The following is a 16,046-nucleotide window of genomic DNA, read 5'->3' on the forward strand; positions in this document are numbered from 1 at the left end:
CGACGTACGCTGAGGACGATGCGCACTTCACTTGCCCTCGTCGTGACCGGTATCGCCACCGCCGCCCTGGTCAACGCGGTGCCCGCCACCGCAGAGACCGTGTGCGACCGCTTCGGCGGCACCGTCGCGGCGGAACAGATGTGCGACGTCCACGTGTCGAACCCTCAGTACATGCTCGACATGACCTTCCCGGTGGACTACCCGGATGAGGCGGCACTGACGGAGTACCTGACGCAGACCCGCGACGGGTTCGTCAACGTCGCCGAGATGCCCGGCAGTGGGAACCTGCCCTACGCACTGGATGTGAAGTCCACCCGGTACAGCTCAGGGGAGCCCGGCACCGGCACGCAGTCGGTGGTGCTCGAGGTGTACCAGAACGTCGGCGGTGCCCACCCGTCCACCTGGTTCAAGACGTTCACCTACGACGGCACCACGCGGGCGCCGGTCAGCTTCGATGCCCTGTTCGCGCCGGGCACCGATCCGCTGGCGGCGGTCTATCCCATCGTCATGCAGCAGGTGGGTCAGCAACTGGGCGAGCCGTCGATCACGCCGGTGGGCGACGGCCAGGACCCCGCGCACTATCAGAACTTCGCCATCACCGACGACGCCGTGCTGTTCTTCTTCGGTCAGGGCGAGATGTTGCCGGAGGCGGCAGGTGCGCTGCAGGCCAGTGTGCCGCGCAGCGCCCTGCCGCCCCTGCAGGTCTAACTCTCGGCCGAGGTGGTCACCTTGTCGCGCTTGTAGGTCTCCCAGAACGTGGCGTTCGGGATGCCGAGGGCGAGGGGGTCGAACACCGGATCCAGACCGGCCTTCTTCTGGCGCTCGTAGTCCCGCAGCGCCTTGTAGGCGGGCTGCTGCAGGATCAGGATGCCGATGATGTTCAGCCATGCCATCAGGCCGACGCCGATGTCACCCAGCGTCCAGGCGTCACTGGCCGTGGACACCGCGCCGATGGCCACCGACACCAGGATCAGCGCCTGCAGGAGCATGGTGGCGTTGGAGCCGACGGTGCCCCGGACCACGGGCATGTTCACCGTGGAGGCTTTGCCCATGATGAAGCGCAGGTTGGTCTCCGCCATGTAGTAGTAGGCGATGATCGTGGTCAGGCAGAAGAAGAACAGCGAGATCGCCACGAAGCTCGAACCCGCACCGCTCCACAGGGTGTCGAATCCGTACTGCGCGTAGGTCGGGCCCACCGCGACGTCGGACGGTAGCAGGCCACCTTCGGCGATCACCGCGCCGTCGGCGCTCTCACCTTCGAAGACGCGGTAAGCGCCGGTGGACAGGATCAGGAATCCCGTTGCAGAGCAGACGAACAGCGTGTCGACGTAGACGGCGAATGCCTGTACCAGACCCTGCTTGGCCGGATGAGACACCTCCGCGGCGGCCGCGGCATGCGGGCCGGTGCCCTGTCCGGCCTCGTTGGAGTAGATGCCGCGTTTGACACCCCACATGATGGCGGAGCCGATGATGGCGCCGAACGCGGCGTCGAAGCCGAAGGCGCTGGAGAAGATGAGGCTGATCATCTCGGGCACCACCGAGGCGTTCACGGCCACGATCACCAGGGCCAGCACGATGTAGACGATGGCCATGAACGGCACCACGATGGAGGCGAAGGTCGCGATGCGCTTGACCCCGCCGATGATCACGAAGGCCAGCACGATCACGGTACCGATGGCCACCCACCACTCGGACCAGCCCCAGGCGTTGTTCATGGCCACAGCCATCGAATTGGACTGCACGCTGGGCAGCAGCAGACCACAGGCCAGGATGGTGACGGCGGCGAACACCAGGCCGTAGATCTTGAACAGGGGAGCAGCACCGGTGTGCGACCACGCCCGGCTCAGGTAATAGGCCGGGCCGCCGCGGTATTCACCGGTGAGGGGATCCTTGGTCTTGTAGATCTGACCGAGCGTGCACTCGACGAATGACGTCGAGGCGCCCAGGAAGGCGACCGCCCACATCCAGAACAGCGCACCCGGCCCACCGAAGGCGATCGCGGTGGCGACGCCCGCGATGTTGCCGGTGCCGACGCGGCCCGCCAGTGACATCGTGAGGGCCTGGAAGGACGACACCCCGTCCGGCGACTTCTCGCCGTGGACCATCACCCGGATCATCTCCGGGATCTGGCGGACCTGGACGAATCTCGATCGGATCGAAAAATACACCCCGGCGCCCAGACAGAGGTAGACCAGCGCGTTGCTCCAGATGTAGCTGTTCAGCGTGCTCAAGAAGTCGGTCATCGGTATCCATTCCCCCGGTGTGTGTCCACGTGTTCGTCACGCCACAGTCATTCGCACGAAAGTCCACAGCCTAATGACAGGTGCGCGACCTCGCAGCGGAAAGCAGATCAGCTCGCAGCGAAGCTGTACACCTGGCCGTCGCTGGTGGCTGCCACCACCCGCCGGTCGGCGCCGATGGACACCCCGACCGGAAAACCGGTCGCCTCCGGCAGCGGGTACCGGCTGCCGATGTCGCCGGAGGTGGCGTCGAAGACCAGCAGTGCCAAGCCTTCTCCGTCGCGCACCACGGTGTACGCGGTGTCGCCGGCGCGGCCGGCGGTGGTCAACGACTCCACATCGTCGTGGCGCCAGACCTCTTCGGCCTGCTCACCGTCGTCGCGCAGGGCCAGGAGCGTGGCGCCGGGTCCGCCGCCGGAGACGATCACTCCGTCGGGACCCACCGTCGGCGGCGTCTGTGCCAGAAAGCCCAGTGGCGCAGACCATTTGGCCTCGCCGGTATCGGCGTGCAGTGCCCACAGCCGCTGGTCGCGGCCGTTGACGTAGACGGTGGTCCCGTCGGCCGAGAGCACCGGCGCGCCGATCACACCGCCGGTCACGGCGTCGCTGGTCCAGGCCTGGGCCAGCAGTGGTTTCTGACCGGGCTGATATCGCAGACCCACCAGGGTGGCCGCGGGGGCGTCGGGCTGCCACACCCCCAGGACGATCAGCTGCGAGGCGGGGGAGAACGCGGGCGCCGCCGCGACCGGGCAGGCCGGACCCGCCGTCGCGCAATCGGCAAGCCCACGTTCGGAATCCGTGGGATCCAGGCCGGTCACCAGGTCCACCGGGTTGCCCGCCACGGTGCCGCGGTGCGCGTCGAACACCTGGACCTGGCCGAGGTGGGTGGCCACCAGCAGGTGACCGTCGCCGAGAAAGCGCGGGGTCTGCGGCATTCCGATGACCGGCTTGCGCCAGCGCACCCACTGTGTCAGCGGGTAGGCCAGGATGGTGCCCGGTTGGCCGACATACAGATTGGCGAAGCCGTCGAACAGTGGGCCGGCGAAACCGCCGCCCTGGACCAACCGGATGCACCACCGCTGCCGCCCTTCGTTGGTGTTCTCCCAGTTCATCAGGGAGCACCCGGCCGTCGTCTGCGCGTTGGCGGCCAACCCGCCGTCGTTGTTCAGCGCCACCGCCGCGCCGAGGGTGCCTTTCACCGATCGGGTCCAGTCGAACGTCAGCTCCACCGCACCCGTGGTCGGGGTGTAGCTGCTGTTGGCGGCATCGGCGTACTGGGCGGGCCAGCCGGGCGACGGCGCCGCCTGGACCCAGCGGTCGTCGGTGCCGCAGCCGGTGGCCAGGACCAGCGGAACCACGCCGAACAGCGCCACCGTCAGCGCGGCGAATCGCCGGTGCACCCCAACCGTTCCCTTCTGTTTCCGATCCCCGAAAGCCCACCGAGGGTAACCCGAGCCGATGTGTGCCTCGCGTAGGCTTTCCGGCCATGACGACCATGTGGGGAGCTCCCCTGCACAAGCGCTGGCGTGGATCTCGGCTGCGCGACCCACGTCAAGCCCGGTTTCTGACTCGTACCTCGCTGCGGTGGGTGCTGGCCAACCGGGCGTACACCCCGTGGTATCTGGTGCGGTATTGGCGCCTGCTGAAGTTCAAGCTCGCCAACCCGCACATCATCACCCGGGGGATGGTCTTCCTGGGCAAGGGGGTGGAGATCCAGGCCACCCCGGAGATGTCGCAGATGGAGATCGGCCGGTGGGTGCACATCGGTGACAAGAACACCATCCGCTGCCACGAGGGGTCGCTGCGCATCGGCGACAAGGTGGTGCTGGGCCGCGACAACGTCATCAACACCTACCTCGACATCGAGTTGGGTGACTCGGTGCTGATGGCCGACTGGTGCTACGTGTGCGATTTCGACCATCGGATGGACGACATCACCATCCCGATCAAGGACCAGGGCATCGTGAAGGGGCCGGTGCGCATCGGCCCGGACACCTGGGTGGCCGCGAAGGTGACCGTGCTGCGGGACACCTCGGTGGGTCGCGGCTGCGTGCTGGGCGCACACGCGGTGGTCAAAGGCATGATCCCCGATCACTCGATTGCGGTGGGTGCGCCGGCGAAGGTGGTCAAGAACCGCAAGCTGGCCTGGGACACCTCGGCGGCCCAGCGCGCCGAACTGGCTGCCGCCCTGGCTGACATCGAACGCAAAAAAGCCGCGCGCTGACCGGCATGGGCGAGGACGAGACCGAGCCTGACTACCGCTTCACGCTGGCCAACGAACGCACCTTCCTGGCGTGGCAGCGCACCGCGCTGGGCCTGTTGGCGGCGTCGGTGGCGGTGATCCAGTTCGTCAGCGAGGCCGCCCTACCCGGCGCCCGTTTCATCCTCGGCGGCATCCTGGCGATTCTGGCCACCCTGACCGCGGCGCTGGGGCTGTGGCGGTGGCGGCAGGTGGACCGTGCGATGCGGCGGGGAACCGCGCTGCCTCGCCACCCCACCCCGGCGTATCTCGCCATCGGGCTGACGGTCATCGGGCTGCTGGTGATCGGCGCTGTGGTGATCAGGACGCTGAACGCGTGACGGCGCCGCCGGACCCCGGCCTGCAGGCACAGCGCACCTCGCTGGCGTGGACCAGGACGTCGTTCGCGGTGCTGCTCAACGGCGCGGTCCTGATGCTGCACGACATCGCCCACCACCGCGCCGGCTTGGGATTGCTGGCCGCCGGCGTGGCCCTGGTGGTGGCCCTGCTGACCTACGGGATCGGGCTGCGTCGGCAACGCGTGTTGGCCAGACATCCGCTGCCGCAACCACTGGCACCTCGCACCGAGGTGGTGGTGCTCACCGCTGCGGTGCTGGTCCTGATCGTGATGTCGGTGCTCGCGCTGGTGGTGCGCTAGGTGCGCATCGATCTCGACACCCTGGGGGCCTGGGTGATCAAGTGCAATCCCGCGGTCACGGACCTGGCTCCCATGGTCGCGACGGGCCGGGCCAACCCGAGTTGGTGTGTCGCCGAAAATTACCGGACGCGGTTGATGGCCCCGGGGCAGCAGGTGGTGTTCTGGGTGTCGGCACATCGACAGCGGGGGATCTGGGGCGCGGGCACGGTCACCGCCGCCCCGGCGCCGGTGGACGGTGCGCTGCGGGTGGGGGTCTGCCTACCGCTGCTGAGCCGTCCGGTCACCGCGGCCGAGCTGAAGGTGGTGCCCGGGCTGGCAGGCATCGAACCGCTGCGGGCGCCGCAGCAGTCGAACCCGTCGTGGCTGCACGCCGGTGAGTGGGATCTGGTGGCCCCGCTGTTGTCAGCGGCCCGGTAGCGGGCGCTGCTCCACCGGGCGGCGGGCGTGCGGTTCGCGCTCCCGGCGCTTGGCGGCCAGATAGACCTGTGTTGTTTCCGAAGCGACTGTGTGCCAGGAGAAGTCGGACGTCAGACGGTCGCGCGCGGCAATGGCGTGGTGTTGGGCGGCGGCCGGATCGTCGAGCACGCTGCGTACCGCAGCGGCCAGCGCGGCCACGTCGCGCGGAGGGAACGACACCCCGGTGCGGCCGTCGATCACTGCCTCGCCGAGCCCGCCGACGTTCGAGGTCACCAGCGGGGCGCCCGCGGCCGCCGCCTCCAGGGCGACGATCCCGAACGGCTCGTAGTGACTGGGCAGCAGCACCGCGGTGGCGCGGTGCAGTAGATCCAGTAACGTCGAATGATCCACCAGACCAACAAAATTCACGCACCTGCGGACTTTGTGCTTGCGCGCCTGCTCGGCCAGCCAGTCCTGTTGAGTGCCTTCGCCGGCGATGGTGAGCGTGGTCCCGGGGTGGGTGCGACGGATCCGCGGCAGTGCCGCGATGGCGTCGTGTACGCCCTTTTCGTACTCCAGGCGCCCGAAATACAGCAGCTCGGCGGTCGCGCCGCCGGCGGTGCGCAGGGCGAACGGCCAGCCGGCGGTGTCGATGCCGTTCGGAATGACCCGGACGTCAGACAGCTCGGGCCCGAACAGGTCGGTGATCTCGTCGCGCATGGACGCCGAGCAGGTGATCAGGGAGTCGGAATCCCGCACCAGCCAGGACTCGACGGCGTGCACCTGTCGGTTGATCGGTCCGGACACCCAGCCGGAATGCCTGCCGGCCTCGGTGGCGTGGATGGTGGAAACCAAGGGAACATCGAAGAATTCGGCCAAGGCGATGGCGGGGTGAGCCACCAGCCAGTCGTGGGCGTGCACGATGTCGGGACGCCAGGCGCCCAGCGCCAGTCCGGCGCGCAGCATCGCGTGCCCCATCGCCAGGGTCCATGCCATCATGTCGGTGCCGAAGCCGAATTCGTGCGGATCCTGCGCAGCGGCCACCACCCGCACGCCCTCGACGGTCTGGTCGGTGGTGGGGTGGGTGCTGGGATCGGTGCCGGTGGGGCGTCGGCTCAGCACAACTATCTCGTGGCCCGCGGCAGCCAATTCGGTCGCCAGGTGGTGGACGTGGCGGCCCAGCCCGCCGATGACCACCGGGGGGTACTCCCACGACAGCAGCAGGATCCTCACGGCACCCGCCTCGGAAGGCGGCGCGCGTCGAGGGCCCCGAACAGGCCGTCGGCCCGGTTCCAGTTCTGCGCCAGGCGGGCGGCGGCATCCCGGCGCCCCGAGGCCAACGCGCCGGCGATTTCCCGGGTGGCATGGGCGTGCAGGTGGGCACGGTAGCGGGCGTAGTCGGCAGCGGAGTCCTTGCTCACCATGAACGGCCAGTCGCTGGAGACCGTGAGCAGGGTCTCGCGCAGGATCTGGTCGGCCACCCTGTCGCGGGCCGGCTGCATCCCCGGCGTGCCCGCCTGTTCCAGCGCCTTGTCGACGGTGACCAGCGCGGTGTCGACCACCTCGGCGTTCAGCTGCACCAGATCGGCCACCTGCTCACCGGCCCACACCTGCCAGTCCTTGCCGGAACCCCAAGAGCTGGGCGGCAATTCGACCGGATCGCCGACAAACCCCTCGGCGGTGGCCTGGGCCAGGGTGCCGACTCGTACGCCCGCCTCGGGCAGCGCCCGCAGCACCCGCTCCAGCCACGCCGGGCCTTCGTACCACCAGTGCCCGAACAGCTCGGTGTCGAAGGCGGCTACCACGTGGGCGGGGCGGCCGATCCGCTCACTCTCGCTGATCAGCCGACGGCGCACGATCTCGACGAAGTCGGCCACATGGTCGTCGACCGCCGCGGAAGCGCGGTTGGGGTCATAGGGCGCCTTCTCCTGCGAGGGCACGTTGCGGCCGGTGACCCGGGCCGGCTTGAGGCCGGTGGTGTGGTCGTAGGTGTGGAAGTCGCGGTAGGCGGCATGCCCCGGATAGCCCGACTTCGGCGACCACACCCGGTAGCTGACCTGCAGATCGCGCCCGAAGGCGACCACGTCGGAGCCACCCACCGGACGGCCCAGCGCGGTGTCGCCGTGCAGCGACGGGCCGTCGACCATGAAGTGCCGCACTCCCGCAGCGGCGTAGAGCTCCTCCATGCCGGGCGCGTAAGCGCACTCGGGCGCCCAGATGCCGGCGGGGGTGTGGGCGAAACGTGCTGCGGCGTCGGCCAGTCCCTCCCGCAGGGCGAACTCGCGCAGCCGCGGCGCGAGCAGCGGCTGGAAGGGGTGCGCCAGCGGCCCGCCCAACAGCTCGACGGTGCCGGTGTCGATCAGGGCGCGCAGCGCGGGGGAGGCGCCGTGGCGCCAGTGCACCTCGAAATCGTCCAGCGCGCGGTCAGCCTCGTCGTGTTCCCGGAAACCGAAGGCACGCAAGCCATCCCGATCACGCAGGGTGGTGGCCTCCAGGCCACGCAGCCGCCAGTTGGCCAGCCAGTGGTGCATACCCGACAAGCTGTACGGGTCATCGAGCTGCGCGGTGACCACCGGCGTCAGGCCCAGCGTCAGCAGCCCGGAGCGACCCTCGTCGGCCAGCGTCCGCAACACCCGGAGTAGCGGCAGGTAGGACGCCGCCCAGGATTGATAGAGCCACTCCTCGCCGACGGGCCAACGGCCGTGGTGGGCGAGCCAGGGCAGGTGCGTGTGCAGGACCAGGGTGAACAACCCGGGTGCGGGCTGTGTCACGGCCGCACCGCAATCGCCACCAGATCGAGGCTCGTGTCGATGTCGCACGCGCCTGTGTCCAGGAGATCAAAATGGGCGGTGCTGACGGCGGCGACGTCGGCCAGCAATTCGTCGGACCACGGCGCGTCTGCCAGCGCGCGGGCAATCTGCGCGTCGATGATGGATCCGCCGTGCCGGGCGTCCAGCTCGCGCAGCGCGGGGCCGTGGAACACCCCGAGCATCGACTCCATCCGGAACCCGCCTGCGACCAGCAGTTCGGTCAGCTCGGCGGCGTTGAGCTCGCGGGTGTGGAACGGGTTGAGAGGCGTATCGCGGCCGGGGGAGAAGGTGATGCGGTTGGGCGTCGACATCAGTAGCAGGCCACCGGGTCGCAACACGCGCGCACACTCGTCGACAAACTGTGACTGATCCCACAAGTGCTCGATCACCTGGAAATTGACCACAACATCGACCGAGGCGTCGGGCAGGGGGAGCTCGGCCAGATTGCCGCGGACCGCGCGGACGCGGGGGTAGCGGCCCTGCACGTGCAGCACCGCCGACTCGTCGTAATCGACACCGATCACCGAGCGCGCCACCGCGGCCAGAAGATCAGCGCCGTAGCCCTCGCCGAAGCCGGCTTCGAGCACGTCACGCCCTACGCACCGGTTGGTCAGTCGCTGGTACACGACCTCGTGTCGACGGAACCAGTAGTTCTCGACGTCGAGGCCGGGCACGGTCCGTTCCCCCGTGAGCGCCAGCCCGGCGTCGGGGGTAGAACCTGTTCCAGTTGCGGCGTCACGTCCGGCGCCGTCGGCGACAAAGGAGCTCATTGGAAGGCAGGCTAACCCGAAGCTCACCCGATCCCTAGCCTTCGCAGTTCGGCCAAGGGTGCGGGGGGTGAGAACTCGCTGGACGACGCGCTATGGTGAACGAACGGACCACCATAAGTTACTGAGTAGTAACATTGCGGGTGGGACGAACCCAGGCTGTAGGCACAAGGCTCCTTCAGGTCGTTTCGACGCCCCGGAGGCCCGTCAAGGAGGACGAAACAGAGTCATGACGAACATCGTGGTCCTGATCAAACAGGTCCCTGACACCTGGTCGGAGCGCAAGCTGTCCGAGGGTGACTGGACCCTCGACCGGGAGGCTGCCGACGCGGTACTCGACGAGATCAACGAGCGCGCCGTCGAGGAGGCGCTGCTGATCAAGGAGAAGGAAGGCGGCGACAGTACGGTCACCGTTCTGACCGCCGGCCCCGAGCGCGCCACCGAGGCCATCCGCAAGGCCCTGTCCATGGGCGCCGACAAGGCGGTCCACGTCAAGGACGACGGACTGCACGGCTCGGACATGGTCCAGACCGGCTGGGCACTGGCCCGCGCGCTGGGCACCGTCGAGGGCGTCGAACTGGTCATCGCCGGTAACGAGGCCACCGACGGCGTCGGCGGCGCGGTCCCGGCCATCATCGCCGAGTACCTGGGCCTGCCGCAGCTGACCCACGTCCGCAAGCTCACCCTGGATGGGGACAAGATCACCGCCGAGCGGGAGACCGACGACGGCGTGTTCACCCTCGAGGCCACCCTGCCGGCCATCGTGAGTGTCAACGAGAAGATCAACGAGCCCCGTTTCCCGTCCTTCAAGGGCATCATGGCCGCCAAGAAGAAGGAAGTCACCACGCTGACCCTCGCCGAGATCGGCGTGGAGGGCGACGAGGTGGGTGTCGCGAATGCCGGGTCCACCGTGCTGTCGGCCACGCCGAAGCCGCCGAAGACGGCGGGCGAGAAGGTCACCGACGAAGGTGAAGGCGGCGTGAAGATCGCCGAGTACCTGGTCGGTCAAAAGCTCATCTAACTTCCCCGAGACAAGAGGCTGAAAAATCATGGCTGAAGTACTTGTGCTCGTCGAGCACGCCGACGGTGCCGTCAAGAAGGTCACCGCCGAACTCATCACCGCCGCCCGGGCTCTGGGTGAGCCGTCGGCGGTCGTGGTGGCCGCCCCCGGCACCACAGCCGGTCTGGCCGACGATCTGAAGGCCGCCGGTGCGGCGAAGATCTACGTCGCCGAGTCCGATGATGTGGAGAACTATCTGCTCACCCCCAAGGTCGACGTGCTGGCCGCCCTGGTCGAGCAGGTCGCCCCGGCCGGTGTTCTGTTGGCGGCCAACGCCGATGGCAAGGAGATCGCGGGCCGGTTGGCCGCACGCATCGGCTCCGGCCTGTTGACCGACGTCATCGAGGTCCAGGCCGGTGGCAAGGGCATCCACTCGATCTTCGGTGGCGCATTCACCGTCGAGGCCCAGGTCACCGCGGACACGCCCATCATCACGCTGCGTCCGGGCGCGGTGGACGCTGAACCGGCCGACGGCGCCGGCGAGCAGGTCACCGTCGAGGTGCCTGCTCCGGCGGAGAACGCCACCAAGATCACCAAGCGCGAACCGGCCGTCGCCGGTGACCGTCCGGAGCTCACCGAGGCGTCTGTCGTCGTGGCCGGTGGTCGCGGTGTGGGCAGCGCCGAGAAGTTCTCCGTGGTCGAGGAACTCGCCGACTCCATCGGTGCGGCCGTGGGTGCCTCCCGGGCGGCGGTGGACTCCGGGTACTACCCGGGCCAGTTCCAGATCGGTCAGACCGGTAAGACGGTCTCCCCGCAGCTCTACATCGCCCTGGGTATTTCCGGTGCCATCCAGCACCGTGCCGGCATGCAGACCTCGAAGACCATCGTCGCGGTCAACAAGGACGAGGAAGCGCCGATCTTCGAGATCGCCGACCTCGGCATCGTGGGTGACCTGTTCAACGTCACCCCGCAGCTCACCGACGCGGTCAAGAAGCGCAAGGGCTGATCTGAGCCCGCACAGCCCCGGTGCCCGCTTGCGGCACCGGGGCTTTCTCGTGTGATGGCGACAAGTAGTCACCCAGCGTGCACGGACACGTCACGCGGTGATTGCCGTCCCGCCGGACTACTCAGCGACCGTGCTGGGTATGAGCACTGCTTCTGTACTCATTCCTGCTGAGCGACCGCTGTCGTCAGCCGATACACCGCGTTACACCTTGCTGCTGTCCACCGACGCCGACCTGATCGACGCCGCCCAGCGGCTGCGTCACGACGTGTTCACCTCCGAGCCCGGATTCACCCTGGCCGGCGCCGACGGTCGAGACGCCGACCGGTTCGATCAGCACTGCGATCACCTGCTGGTGCGTGAAGACACCACCGGCGAGCTGGTGGGCTGCTACCGGATGTTGCCACCGCCGGGCGCTGTCGCAGCCGGAGGTCTCTATACCGCAACAGAATTCGACGTCACGGCGCTGGACCCGCTGCGGCCGTCGCTGGTCGAGATGGGTCGCGCTGTGGTGCGGTCCGACCACCGCAACGGAGCAGTGGTGCTGCTGATGTGGGCCGGCATCCTGGCCTACCTGGACCGCAGCGGCTACGACTACGTGACCGGCTGCATCTCGGTCCCCACCCACCCCGAAGACGGGGACAGCGTGCCGGGCAGTCAGATTCGGGGCGTCCGCGACTTCGTGGCCAAGCGGCATGCCGCGCCGGCGCAGTACACGGTGCGCCCCTACCGGCCGGTGGTGCTCGACGGGCTCACCCTCGATGACATCGTGTCTCCCGCGCGGCCCACCGTGCCGCCGCTGATGCGCGGTTACCTACGCCTGGGCGCGCAGGTGTGCGGCGAACCCGCCCACGATCCGGACTTCGGCGTGGGGGACTTCCCGGCCCTGCTGGACAAGCGCAACGCCGACGTCCGCTACCTGAAGCGGCTGAGATCGGTCTCGGCGGCCGAGGGGGCGGTCTCGTGAACACTGCCGGACATGCCTGGCTGCCCCGTGCTTCCTGTGATGAGAACTGCATGACGGCCGGCGCCGCCGACGCGGGCCGGCGCAGCGTGGTGGCGCTGCGCACCACCTTGCGGGTGATGCTGACCATGGCGCTGATCCCGGGGTTGCCGCTGCTGGCGGTGCCGATGCCGGGGCGCTCGCACCTGCAGCGCGGCTACTGCCGGTTGGTGTTGCGCTGTCTGGGGGTGCGCATCACAGTGTCCGGCGGACCGATCCGCAACTTGCGGGGCGTGCTGGTGGTCAGCCCGCACGTGTCCTGGGTGGACATCTTCGCCATCGGCGCGGTGATGCCCGGCTCCTTCGTGGCCCGCGCCGATCTCATCGAGTGGCCCGCGCTGGGCCGGCTGGCCCGGCTGATGAAGGTGATCCCCATCGAGCGCTCCAGCCTGCGCCGGCTCCCCGACGTGGTGGCCGCCATCGCCGCGCGGTTGCGCGCCGGACACACCGTGGTCGCGTTCCCCGAGGGCACCACCTGGTGTGGCCTGGCCTACGGTCCGTTCAGGCCGGCGATGTTCCAGGCCGCCATCGACTCCGGCCGGCCGGTGCAGCCGCTGCGGCTGGGCTACCACCACCGCGACGGGCGCACCTCGACCGTCCCGGCGTTCATCGGCGAGGACACCCTGCTCAGCTCCATCCGCCGGTTGATCGTGGCGCGCCGGACCATCGCATGCGTGCATGTCGAATCGCTGCAGCTGCCGGTCGGCGACCGCCGCAGTCTGGCCGCTCGCTGCGAGGTAGCTGTGCGAGGCACGTCACTGCCTGCACACCGGCACGGGCACGCGCTGGCTGCCTGACTGCTGGGCTGCAAGCGGCGGGCTGTCCGACGGTTATCCTGGACAGGTCATGAGCCCCGCCACGCCGGTCTACCTCGATCACGCCGCCACCACCCCGATGCACCCTGCTGCCATCGAGGCCATGACGGCTGTGCTGGGGACGGTCGGCAACGCCTCGTCGCTGCACACCGCCGGCCGCCAGGCCCGCCGCCGGATGGAAGAGGCCCGCGAGACCCTCGCCGGCGTGTTGGGCGCCCGGCCTTCGGAGGTGATCTTCACCGCAGGTGGCACCGAGAGTGACAACCTGGCGATCAAGGGCATCTTCTGGGCGCGCCGCGACGCCGACCCCGCGCGCCGCTGCATCGTCACCACGGCCGTCGAACACCACGCGGTGCTCGATGCGGTGGAGTGGCTGGCCGAGCACGAGGGCGCCGAGGTGCTGTACCTGCCCACCCAGGCCGATGGATCGGTGACCGCGGCGTCGTTGCGCGAGATGCTGACCGAACACGGACCTGCCGTCGCGCTGGTGACGGTGATGTGGGCCAACAACGAGGTGGGCACGGTGTTCCCGATTGCCGAACTCGCGGCGGTGGCTGCCGAGTTCGACATCCCGATGCACAGCGACGCCATCCAGGCCGTCGGGCAGATCCCGGTGAGCTTCGCCGCCAGCGGACTCTCGGCGATGAGTGTGGCGGCGCACAAGTTCGGCGGCCCCACCGGCGTGGGCGCACTCGTGTTGCGCCGCGATGCGGCGTGCACGCCGCTGACCCACGGCGGCGGTCAGGAGCGCGATGTGCGTTCCGGCACACCGGATGTCGCGGGCGTGGTGGCGATGGCCACCGCGGCCGAGATCTCGGTGGGCGGGCTGGAGGCCAACAGTGCGCGGCTGTGTGCGCTGCGGGAACGGCTGATCGAGGGCATTGTCGCCGAGATCGACGACGTGGTGGTCAACGGCTCCCGCGAGGCCCGGCTGCCGGGCAACGCCCACTTCACGTTTCGCGGTTGTGAGGGTGATTCGTTGCTGATGTTGTTGGACGCCAACGGGATCGAATGCTCCACCGGGTCGGCCTGTACGGCCGGGGTGGCGCAACCCTCCCATGTGCTGATCGCGATGGGGGCCGACGCGGCCACCGCCCGCGGATCCATCCGGCTCTCGCTGGGGCACACCAGTGTCGACTCCGACGTCGACGCTGCGCTGGAAGTGCTGCCCGCCGCGGTGGCCAGGGCCCGACAGGCCGCGCTGGCCGCAGCTGGGCAGGTGCGCTGATGCGGGTGCTCGCTGCGATGAGCGGAGGCGTCGACTCCTCGGTGGCTGCCGCCCGGATGGTCGACGCCGGACACGATGTGGTGGGGGTGCATCTGGCGTTGTCCTCGGCGCCGGGAACCCTACGCACCGGCTCCCGCGGATGCTGTTCCAAGGAGGATGCCGCCGACGCCCGCCGAGTGGCCGACGTGCTCGGAATCCCGTTCTATGTCTGGGATTTCGCGGACAAGTTCAAAGAGGACGTCATCGACGACTTCGTGGAGTCCTATGCGCGCGGTGAAACCCCGAACCCGTGCGTGCGCTGCAACGAGCGCATCAAGTTCTCGGCGCTGTCGGCGCGGGCGCTGGCGCTGGGCTTCGACGTGGTGGCCACCGGGCACTACGCGCGCCTGTCCGAAGGCCGGTTGCGCCGGGCGGTGGACGCCGACAAGGATCAGTCCTATGTGTTGGCGGTGCTGAGCGCCGAGCAGCTGCGCCACGCCGCGTTCCCGGTGGGGGACACCCCCAAGCCGCAGATCCGCGACGAGGCCGCCCGGCGCGGGCTGCTGGTCGCCGACAAGCCGGACAGCCACGACATCTGCTTCATCCCCTCCGGTGACACCCAGGCCTTCCTGGGCGCGCGCATCGGGGTGCGCCGTGGTTCGGTGGTGGATGGCTCCGGCACGGTGCTCGCCGAGCACGACGGCGTGCACGGTTTCACCGTCGGACAGCGCAAGGGCCTCGGTATCGCCGGCCCCGGGCCGGACGGGAAGCCCCGCTACGTCACGTCCATCGATGCACAGACCGGCACGGTGCACGTCGGTGACGCCGCTGACCTGGAGATCTGGGAGCTGACCGGACTCGATCCGGTGTTCACCTCGGGCACCGCCTTTGCCGGCCCGGTGGAAGGCGAGGTCCAGGTGCGGGCGCACGGCGGGCTGGCCCCTGCGGTGGCCGAGGTGGTCGACGGGCGCCTACAGGTTCGGTTGCGCTCCGCGCTGCGCGGAGTGGCACCGGGGCAGACGCTGGTGTTCTACCGGCCCGATGCCGACGGCGACGAAGTGCTGGCCAGCGCCACCATCACGCGCTAGTCGCCAGGTTGCCAACCGCGCATCGCGGTGTGCAGGTCGCCCTGGCTGAGTGCGTCGACGGCCAGCCGCTCCTGGCCAGGCTGGCAGCGCATGCCCTGCAACAGGATCGAGACGTAACGCCGCCACAGGTCAGGCGCCACATCGGCGGCGTACTCGCTGACCGCACCCGTCATCAAACCGCACAACGGCATGTCCGTCGATGACAACTCCGGGCGCAGGTAGCCGTCGCGTTTGGCGCGCTCCACCAGTTTCGAGATGCGCGGTTCGAGCTGGGTGCGGCCGGCGTCGACGCGGTTGCCGCAGTGGGTGCGGCTGAACGCGATCTCGCGCAGGCCGCGGTCGGTGGCGGTCAGTTCGCACATCGACCACACGAAGCCGGTGAACCCCTCCCACGAGTCCTCGGCCTCCAGGGCCGCTTCCGCGAGGGTGACGAGTTGGTCGATGCCGTCGAGGAAGATCGCCTCGAACAGCGCCTCCTTCGTGGGGAAGCGCCGGTAGACGGTGCCCACCCCCAGCCCGGCGTGGTGGGCCACTTCGTTGAGCGTGGCCTCCAGTCCTCGGGTGGCGCACAGCTCGCGCGCGGCTTCGATGATCCGGCGTCGGTTGCGCTCGGCATCCTTGCGCAGGCTGGACGCCTGCGGATCCCCAGCGGTCATGCGCCCGAGTGTACGGACGCTGCGGTGTTCTGTGCACACGGCTTCGCGATCTTGTCAATTGCTGAGCTCAATTTAGTGACCTGCCTTACCAAATGGCCATAACCGGATTGACTCTATCCACTTGCTGACTTAAGTTTTCCTGAGATCGCATGCCGACTGCGGCC

Annotated in this window: 17 protein-coding genes; 11 read left to right on the plus strand and 6 right to left on the minus strand. The window is 68.9% G+C overall.

Annotated features, from left to right (window positions below):
* Nucleotides 1-18 precede the first annotated feature (18 nt).
* Nucleotides 19-708 carry an esterase gene (locus tag G6N58_RS19410; RefSeq protein WP_068916240.1) on the plus strand — a complete coding sequence of 230 codons (690 nt, stop codon included), beginning with the start codon at nt 19-21 and terminating at the stop codon, nt 706-708.
* Here the strand turns inward: G6N58_RS19410 and G6N58_RS19415 are convergent.
* Both G6N58_RS19415 and G6N58_RS19420 read right to left on the minus strand, forming a co-directional pair.
* The gene (locus G6N58_RS19415; RefSeq protein WP_068916241.1) at nt 705-2,243 is read right to left on the minus strand and encodes an alanine/glycine:cation symporter family protein; all 1,539 of its coding nucleotides are present in this window, start codon (nt 2,241-2,243) and stop codon (nt 705-707) included. The genes G6N58_RS19410 and G6N58_RS19415 overlap by 4 nt on opposite strands.
* Before the next feature lie 107 nt (nt 2,244-2,350).
* The gene (locus G6N58_RS19420) at nt 2,351-3,619 is read right to left on the minus strand and encodes a BamB-related PQQ repeat family beta-propellar protein (RefSeq protein WP_435406192.1); all 1,269 of its coding nucleotides are present in this window, start codon (nt 3,617-3,619) and stop codon (nt 2,351-2,353) included.
* A gap of 107 nt (nt 3,620-3,726) precedes the next feature.
* On the opposite strand from G6N58_RS19420, the gene G6N58_RS19425 reads away from it, so the two are divergent.
* From G6N58_RS19425 to G6N58_RS19440, 4 genes are read left to right on the plus strand one after another with little or no spacing between them, the layout of a single operon-like run.
* Nucleotides 3,727-4,464: an acyltransferase gene (locus G6N58_RS19425; protein ID WP_115277615.1), complete on the plus strand. Its 738-nt coding sequence runs from the start codon at nt 3,727-3,729 to the stop codon at nt 4,462-4,464.
* Nucleotides 4,465-4,469: 5 nt separating this feature from the next.
* Nucleotides 4,470-4,820 (plus strand): YidH family protein, encoded by a 351-nt coding sequence (locus G6N58_RS19430; protein WP_115277614.1) that lies wholly within the window; start codon nt 4,470-4,472, stop codon nt 4,818-4,820.
* Nucleotides 4,817-5,137: a DUF202 domain-containing protein gene (locus G6N58_RS19435; RefSeq protein WP_115277613.1), complete on the plus strand. Its 321-nt coding sequence runs from the start codon at nt 4,817-4,819 to the stop codon at nt 5,135-5,137. The genes G6N58_RS19430 and G6N58_RS19435 overlap by 4 nt, the downstream gene beginning before the upstream one ends.
* Nucleotides 5,138-5,554 carry an EVE domain-containing protein gene (locus tag G6N58_RS19440; protein WP_232067935.1) on the plus strand — a complete coding sequence of 139 codons (417 nt, stop codon included), beginning with the start codon at nt 5,138-5,140 and terminating at the stop codon, nt 5,552-5,554.
* Here the strand turns inward: G6N58_RS19440 and G6N58_RS19445 are convergent.
* The 3 genes from G6N58_RS19445 to G6N58_RS19455 are packed head-to-tail and all read right to left on the minus strand — an operon-like array spanning nt 5,540 to nt 9,113.
* Nucleotides 5,540-6,766, minus strand: a complete 1,227-nt coding sequence (locus tag G6N58_RS19445) for a glycosyltransferase family 4 protein (protein ID WP_115277612.1) — start codon at nt 6,764-6,766, stop codon at nt 5,540-5,542. The genes G6N58_RS19440 and G6N58_RS19445 overlap by 15 nt on opposite strands.
* Nucleotides 6,763-8,304 carry a 1,4-alpha-glucan branching protein domain-containing protein gene (locus tag G6N58_RS19450; protein ID WP_115277611.1) on the minus strand — a complete coding sequence of 514 codons (1,542 nt, stop codon included), beginning with the start codon at nt 8,302-8,304 and terminating at the stop codon, nt 6,763-6,765. Before G6N58_RS19450 ends, G6N58_RS19445 begins: the two co-directional genes overlap by 4 nt.
* On the minus strand, nt 8,301-9,113 hold the full coding sequence (locus G6N58_RS19455) for a class I SAM-dependent methyltransferase (protein WP_115277610.1): 813 nt from the start codon (nt 9,111-9,113) through the stop codon (nt 8,301-8,303). Before G6N58_RS19455 ends, G6N58_RS19450 begins: the two co-directional genes overlap by 4 nt.
* Before the next feature lie 226 nt (nt 9,114-9,339).
* On the opposite strand from G6N58_RS19455, the gene G6N58_RS19460 reads away from it, so the two are divergent.
* The 6 genes from G6N58_RS19460 (at nt 9,340) to mnmA (ending at nt 15,226) form a co-directional block, all read left to right on the plus strand.
* The gene (locus G6N58_RS19460) at nt 9,340-10,131 is read left to right on the plus strand and encodes an electron transfer flavoprotein subunit beta/FixA family protein (protein WP_068916248.1); all 792 of its coding nucleotides are present in this window, start codon (nt 9,340-9,342) and stop codon (nt 10,129-10,131) included.
* A 28-nt stretch (nt 10,132-10,159) separates the two neighbouring features.
* Nucleotides 10,160-11,116: an electron transfer flavoprotein subunit alpha/FixB family protein gene (locus G6N58_RS19465; protein ID WP_115277609.1), complete on the plus strand. Its 957-nt coding sequence runs from the start codon at nt 10,160-10,162 to the stop codon at nt 11,114-11,116.
* Nucleotides 11,117-11,255: 139 nt separating this feature from the next.
* On the plus strand, nt 11,256-12,080 hold the full coding sequence (locus tag G6N58_RS19470; RefSeq protein WP_115281403.1) for a GNAT family N-acetyltransferase: 825 nt from the start codon (nt 11,256-11,258) through the stop codon (nt 12,078-12,080).
* Between the two features lie 50 nt (nt 12,081-12,130).
* Nucleotides 12,131-12,913 carry a lysophospholipid acyltransferase family protein gene (locus tag G6N58_RS19475; protein ID WP_115277608.1) on the plus strand — a complete coding sequence of 261 codons (783 nt, stop codon included), beginning with the start codon at nt 12,131-12,133 and terminating at the stop codon, nt 12,911-12,913.
* 49 nt (nt 12,914-12,962) lie between these two features.
* Entirely contained in the window at nt 12,963-14,159 is a 1,197-nt protein-coding gene (locus G6N58_RS19480) for a cysteine desulfurase family protein (RefSeq protein ID WP_115277607.1), read from the plus strand.
* The gene (gene mnmA, locus G6N58_RS19485) at nt 14,159-15,226 is read left to right on the plus strand and encodes a tRNA 2-thiouridine(34) synthase MnmA (RefSeq protein ID WP_068916253.1); all 1,068 of its coding nucleotides are present in this window, start codon (nt 14,159-14,161) and stop codon (nt 15,224-15,226) included. Before G6N58_RS19480 ends, mnmA begins: the two co-directional genes overlap by 1 nt.
* On the opposite strand, the gene G6N58_RS19490 is transcribed toward mnmA, so the two are convergent.
* On the minus strand, nt 15,223-15,882 hold the full coding sequence (locus tag G6N58_RS19490) for a TetR/AcrR family transcriptional regulator (RefSeq protein ID WP_068916254.1): 660 nt from the start codon (nt 15,880-15,882) through the stop codon (nt 15,223-15,225). The two genes, mnmA and G6N58_RS19490, sit on opposite strands and share 4 nt — an antisense overlap.
* Nucleotides 15,883-16,046: the final 164 nt, after the last annotated feature.

The sequence above is a fragment of the Mycolicibacterium tokaiense genome, assembly GCF_010725885.1.
Lineage (GTDB): Bacteria > Actinomycetota > Actinomycetes > Mycobacteriales > Mycobacteriaceae > Mycobacterium > Mycobacterium tokaiense.

Excerpts from the sequence above, each read along its gene's own strand:
- G6N58_RS19410 (WP_068916240.1), top strand. The coding sequence starts at position 19 with ATGCGCACTTCACTTGCCCTCGTCGTGACCGGTATCGCCACCGCCGCC.
- G6N58_RS19415 (WP_068916241.1), bottom strand. The coding sequence starts at position 2,243 with ATGACCGACTTCTTGAGCACGCTGAACAGCTACATCTGGAGCAACGCG.
- G6N58_RS19425 (WP_115277615.1), top strand. The coding sequence starts at position 3,727 with ATGACGACCATGTGGGGAGCTCCCCTGCACAAGCGCTGGCGTGGATCT.
- G6N58_RS19430 (WP_115277614.1), top strand. The coding sequence starts at position 4,470 with ATGGGCGAGGACGAGACCGAGCCTGACTACCGCTTCACGCTGGCCAAC.
- G6N58_RS19455 (WP_115277610.1), bottom strand. The coding sequence starts at position 9,113 with ATGAGCTCCTTTGTCGCCGACGGCGCCGGACGTGACGCCGCAACTGGA.
- G6N58_RS19460 (WP_068916248.1), top strand. The coding sequence starts at position 9,340 with ATGACGAACATCGTGGTCCTGATCAAACAGGTCCCTGACACCTGGTCG.
- G6N58_RS19465 (WP_115277609.1), top strand. The coding sequence starts at position 10,160 with ATGGCTGAAGTACTTGTGCTCGTCGAGCACGCCGACGGTGCCGTCAAG.
- G6N58_RS19470 (WP_115281403.1), top strand. The coding sequence starts at position 11,256 with ATGAGCACTGCTTCTGTACTCATTCCTGCTGAGCGACCGCTGTCGTCA.
- G6N58_RS19475 (WP_115277608.1), top strand. The coding sequence starts at position 12,131 with ATGACGGCCGGCGCCGCCGACGCGGGCCGGCGCAGCGTGGTGGCGCTG.
- G6N58_RS19480 (WP_115277607.1), top strand. The coding sequence starts at position 12,963 with ATGAGCCCCGCCACGCCGGTCTACCTCGATCACGCCGCCACCACCCCG.
- mnmA (WP_068916253.1), top strand. The coding sequence starts at position 14,159 with ATGCGGGTGCTCGCTGCGATGAGCGGAGGCGTCGACTCCTCGGTGGCT.
- G6N58_RS19490 (WP_068916254.1), bottom strand. The coding sequence starts at position 15,882 with ATGACCGCTGGGGATCCGCAGGCGTCCAGCCTGCGCAAGGATGCCGAG.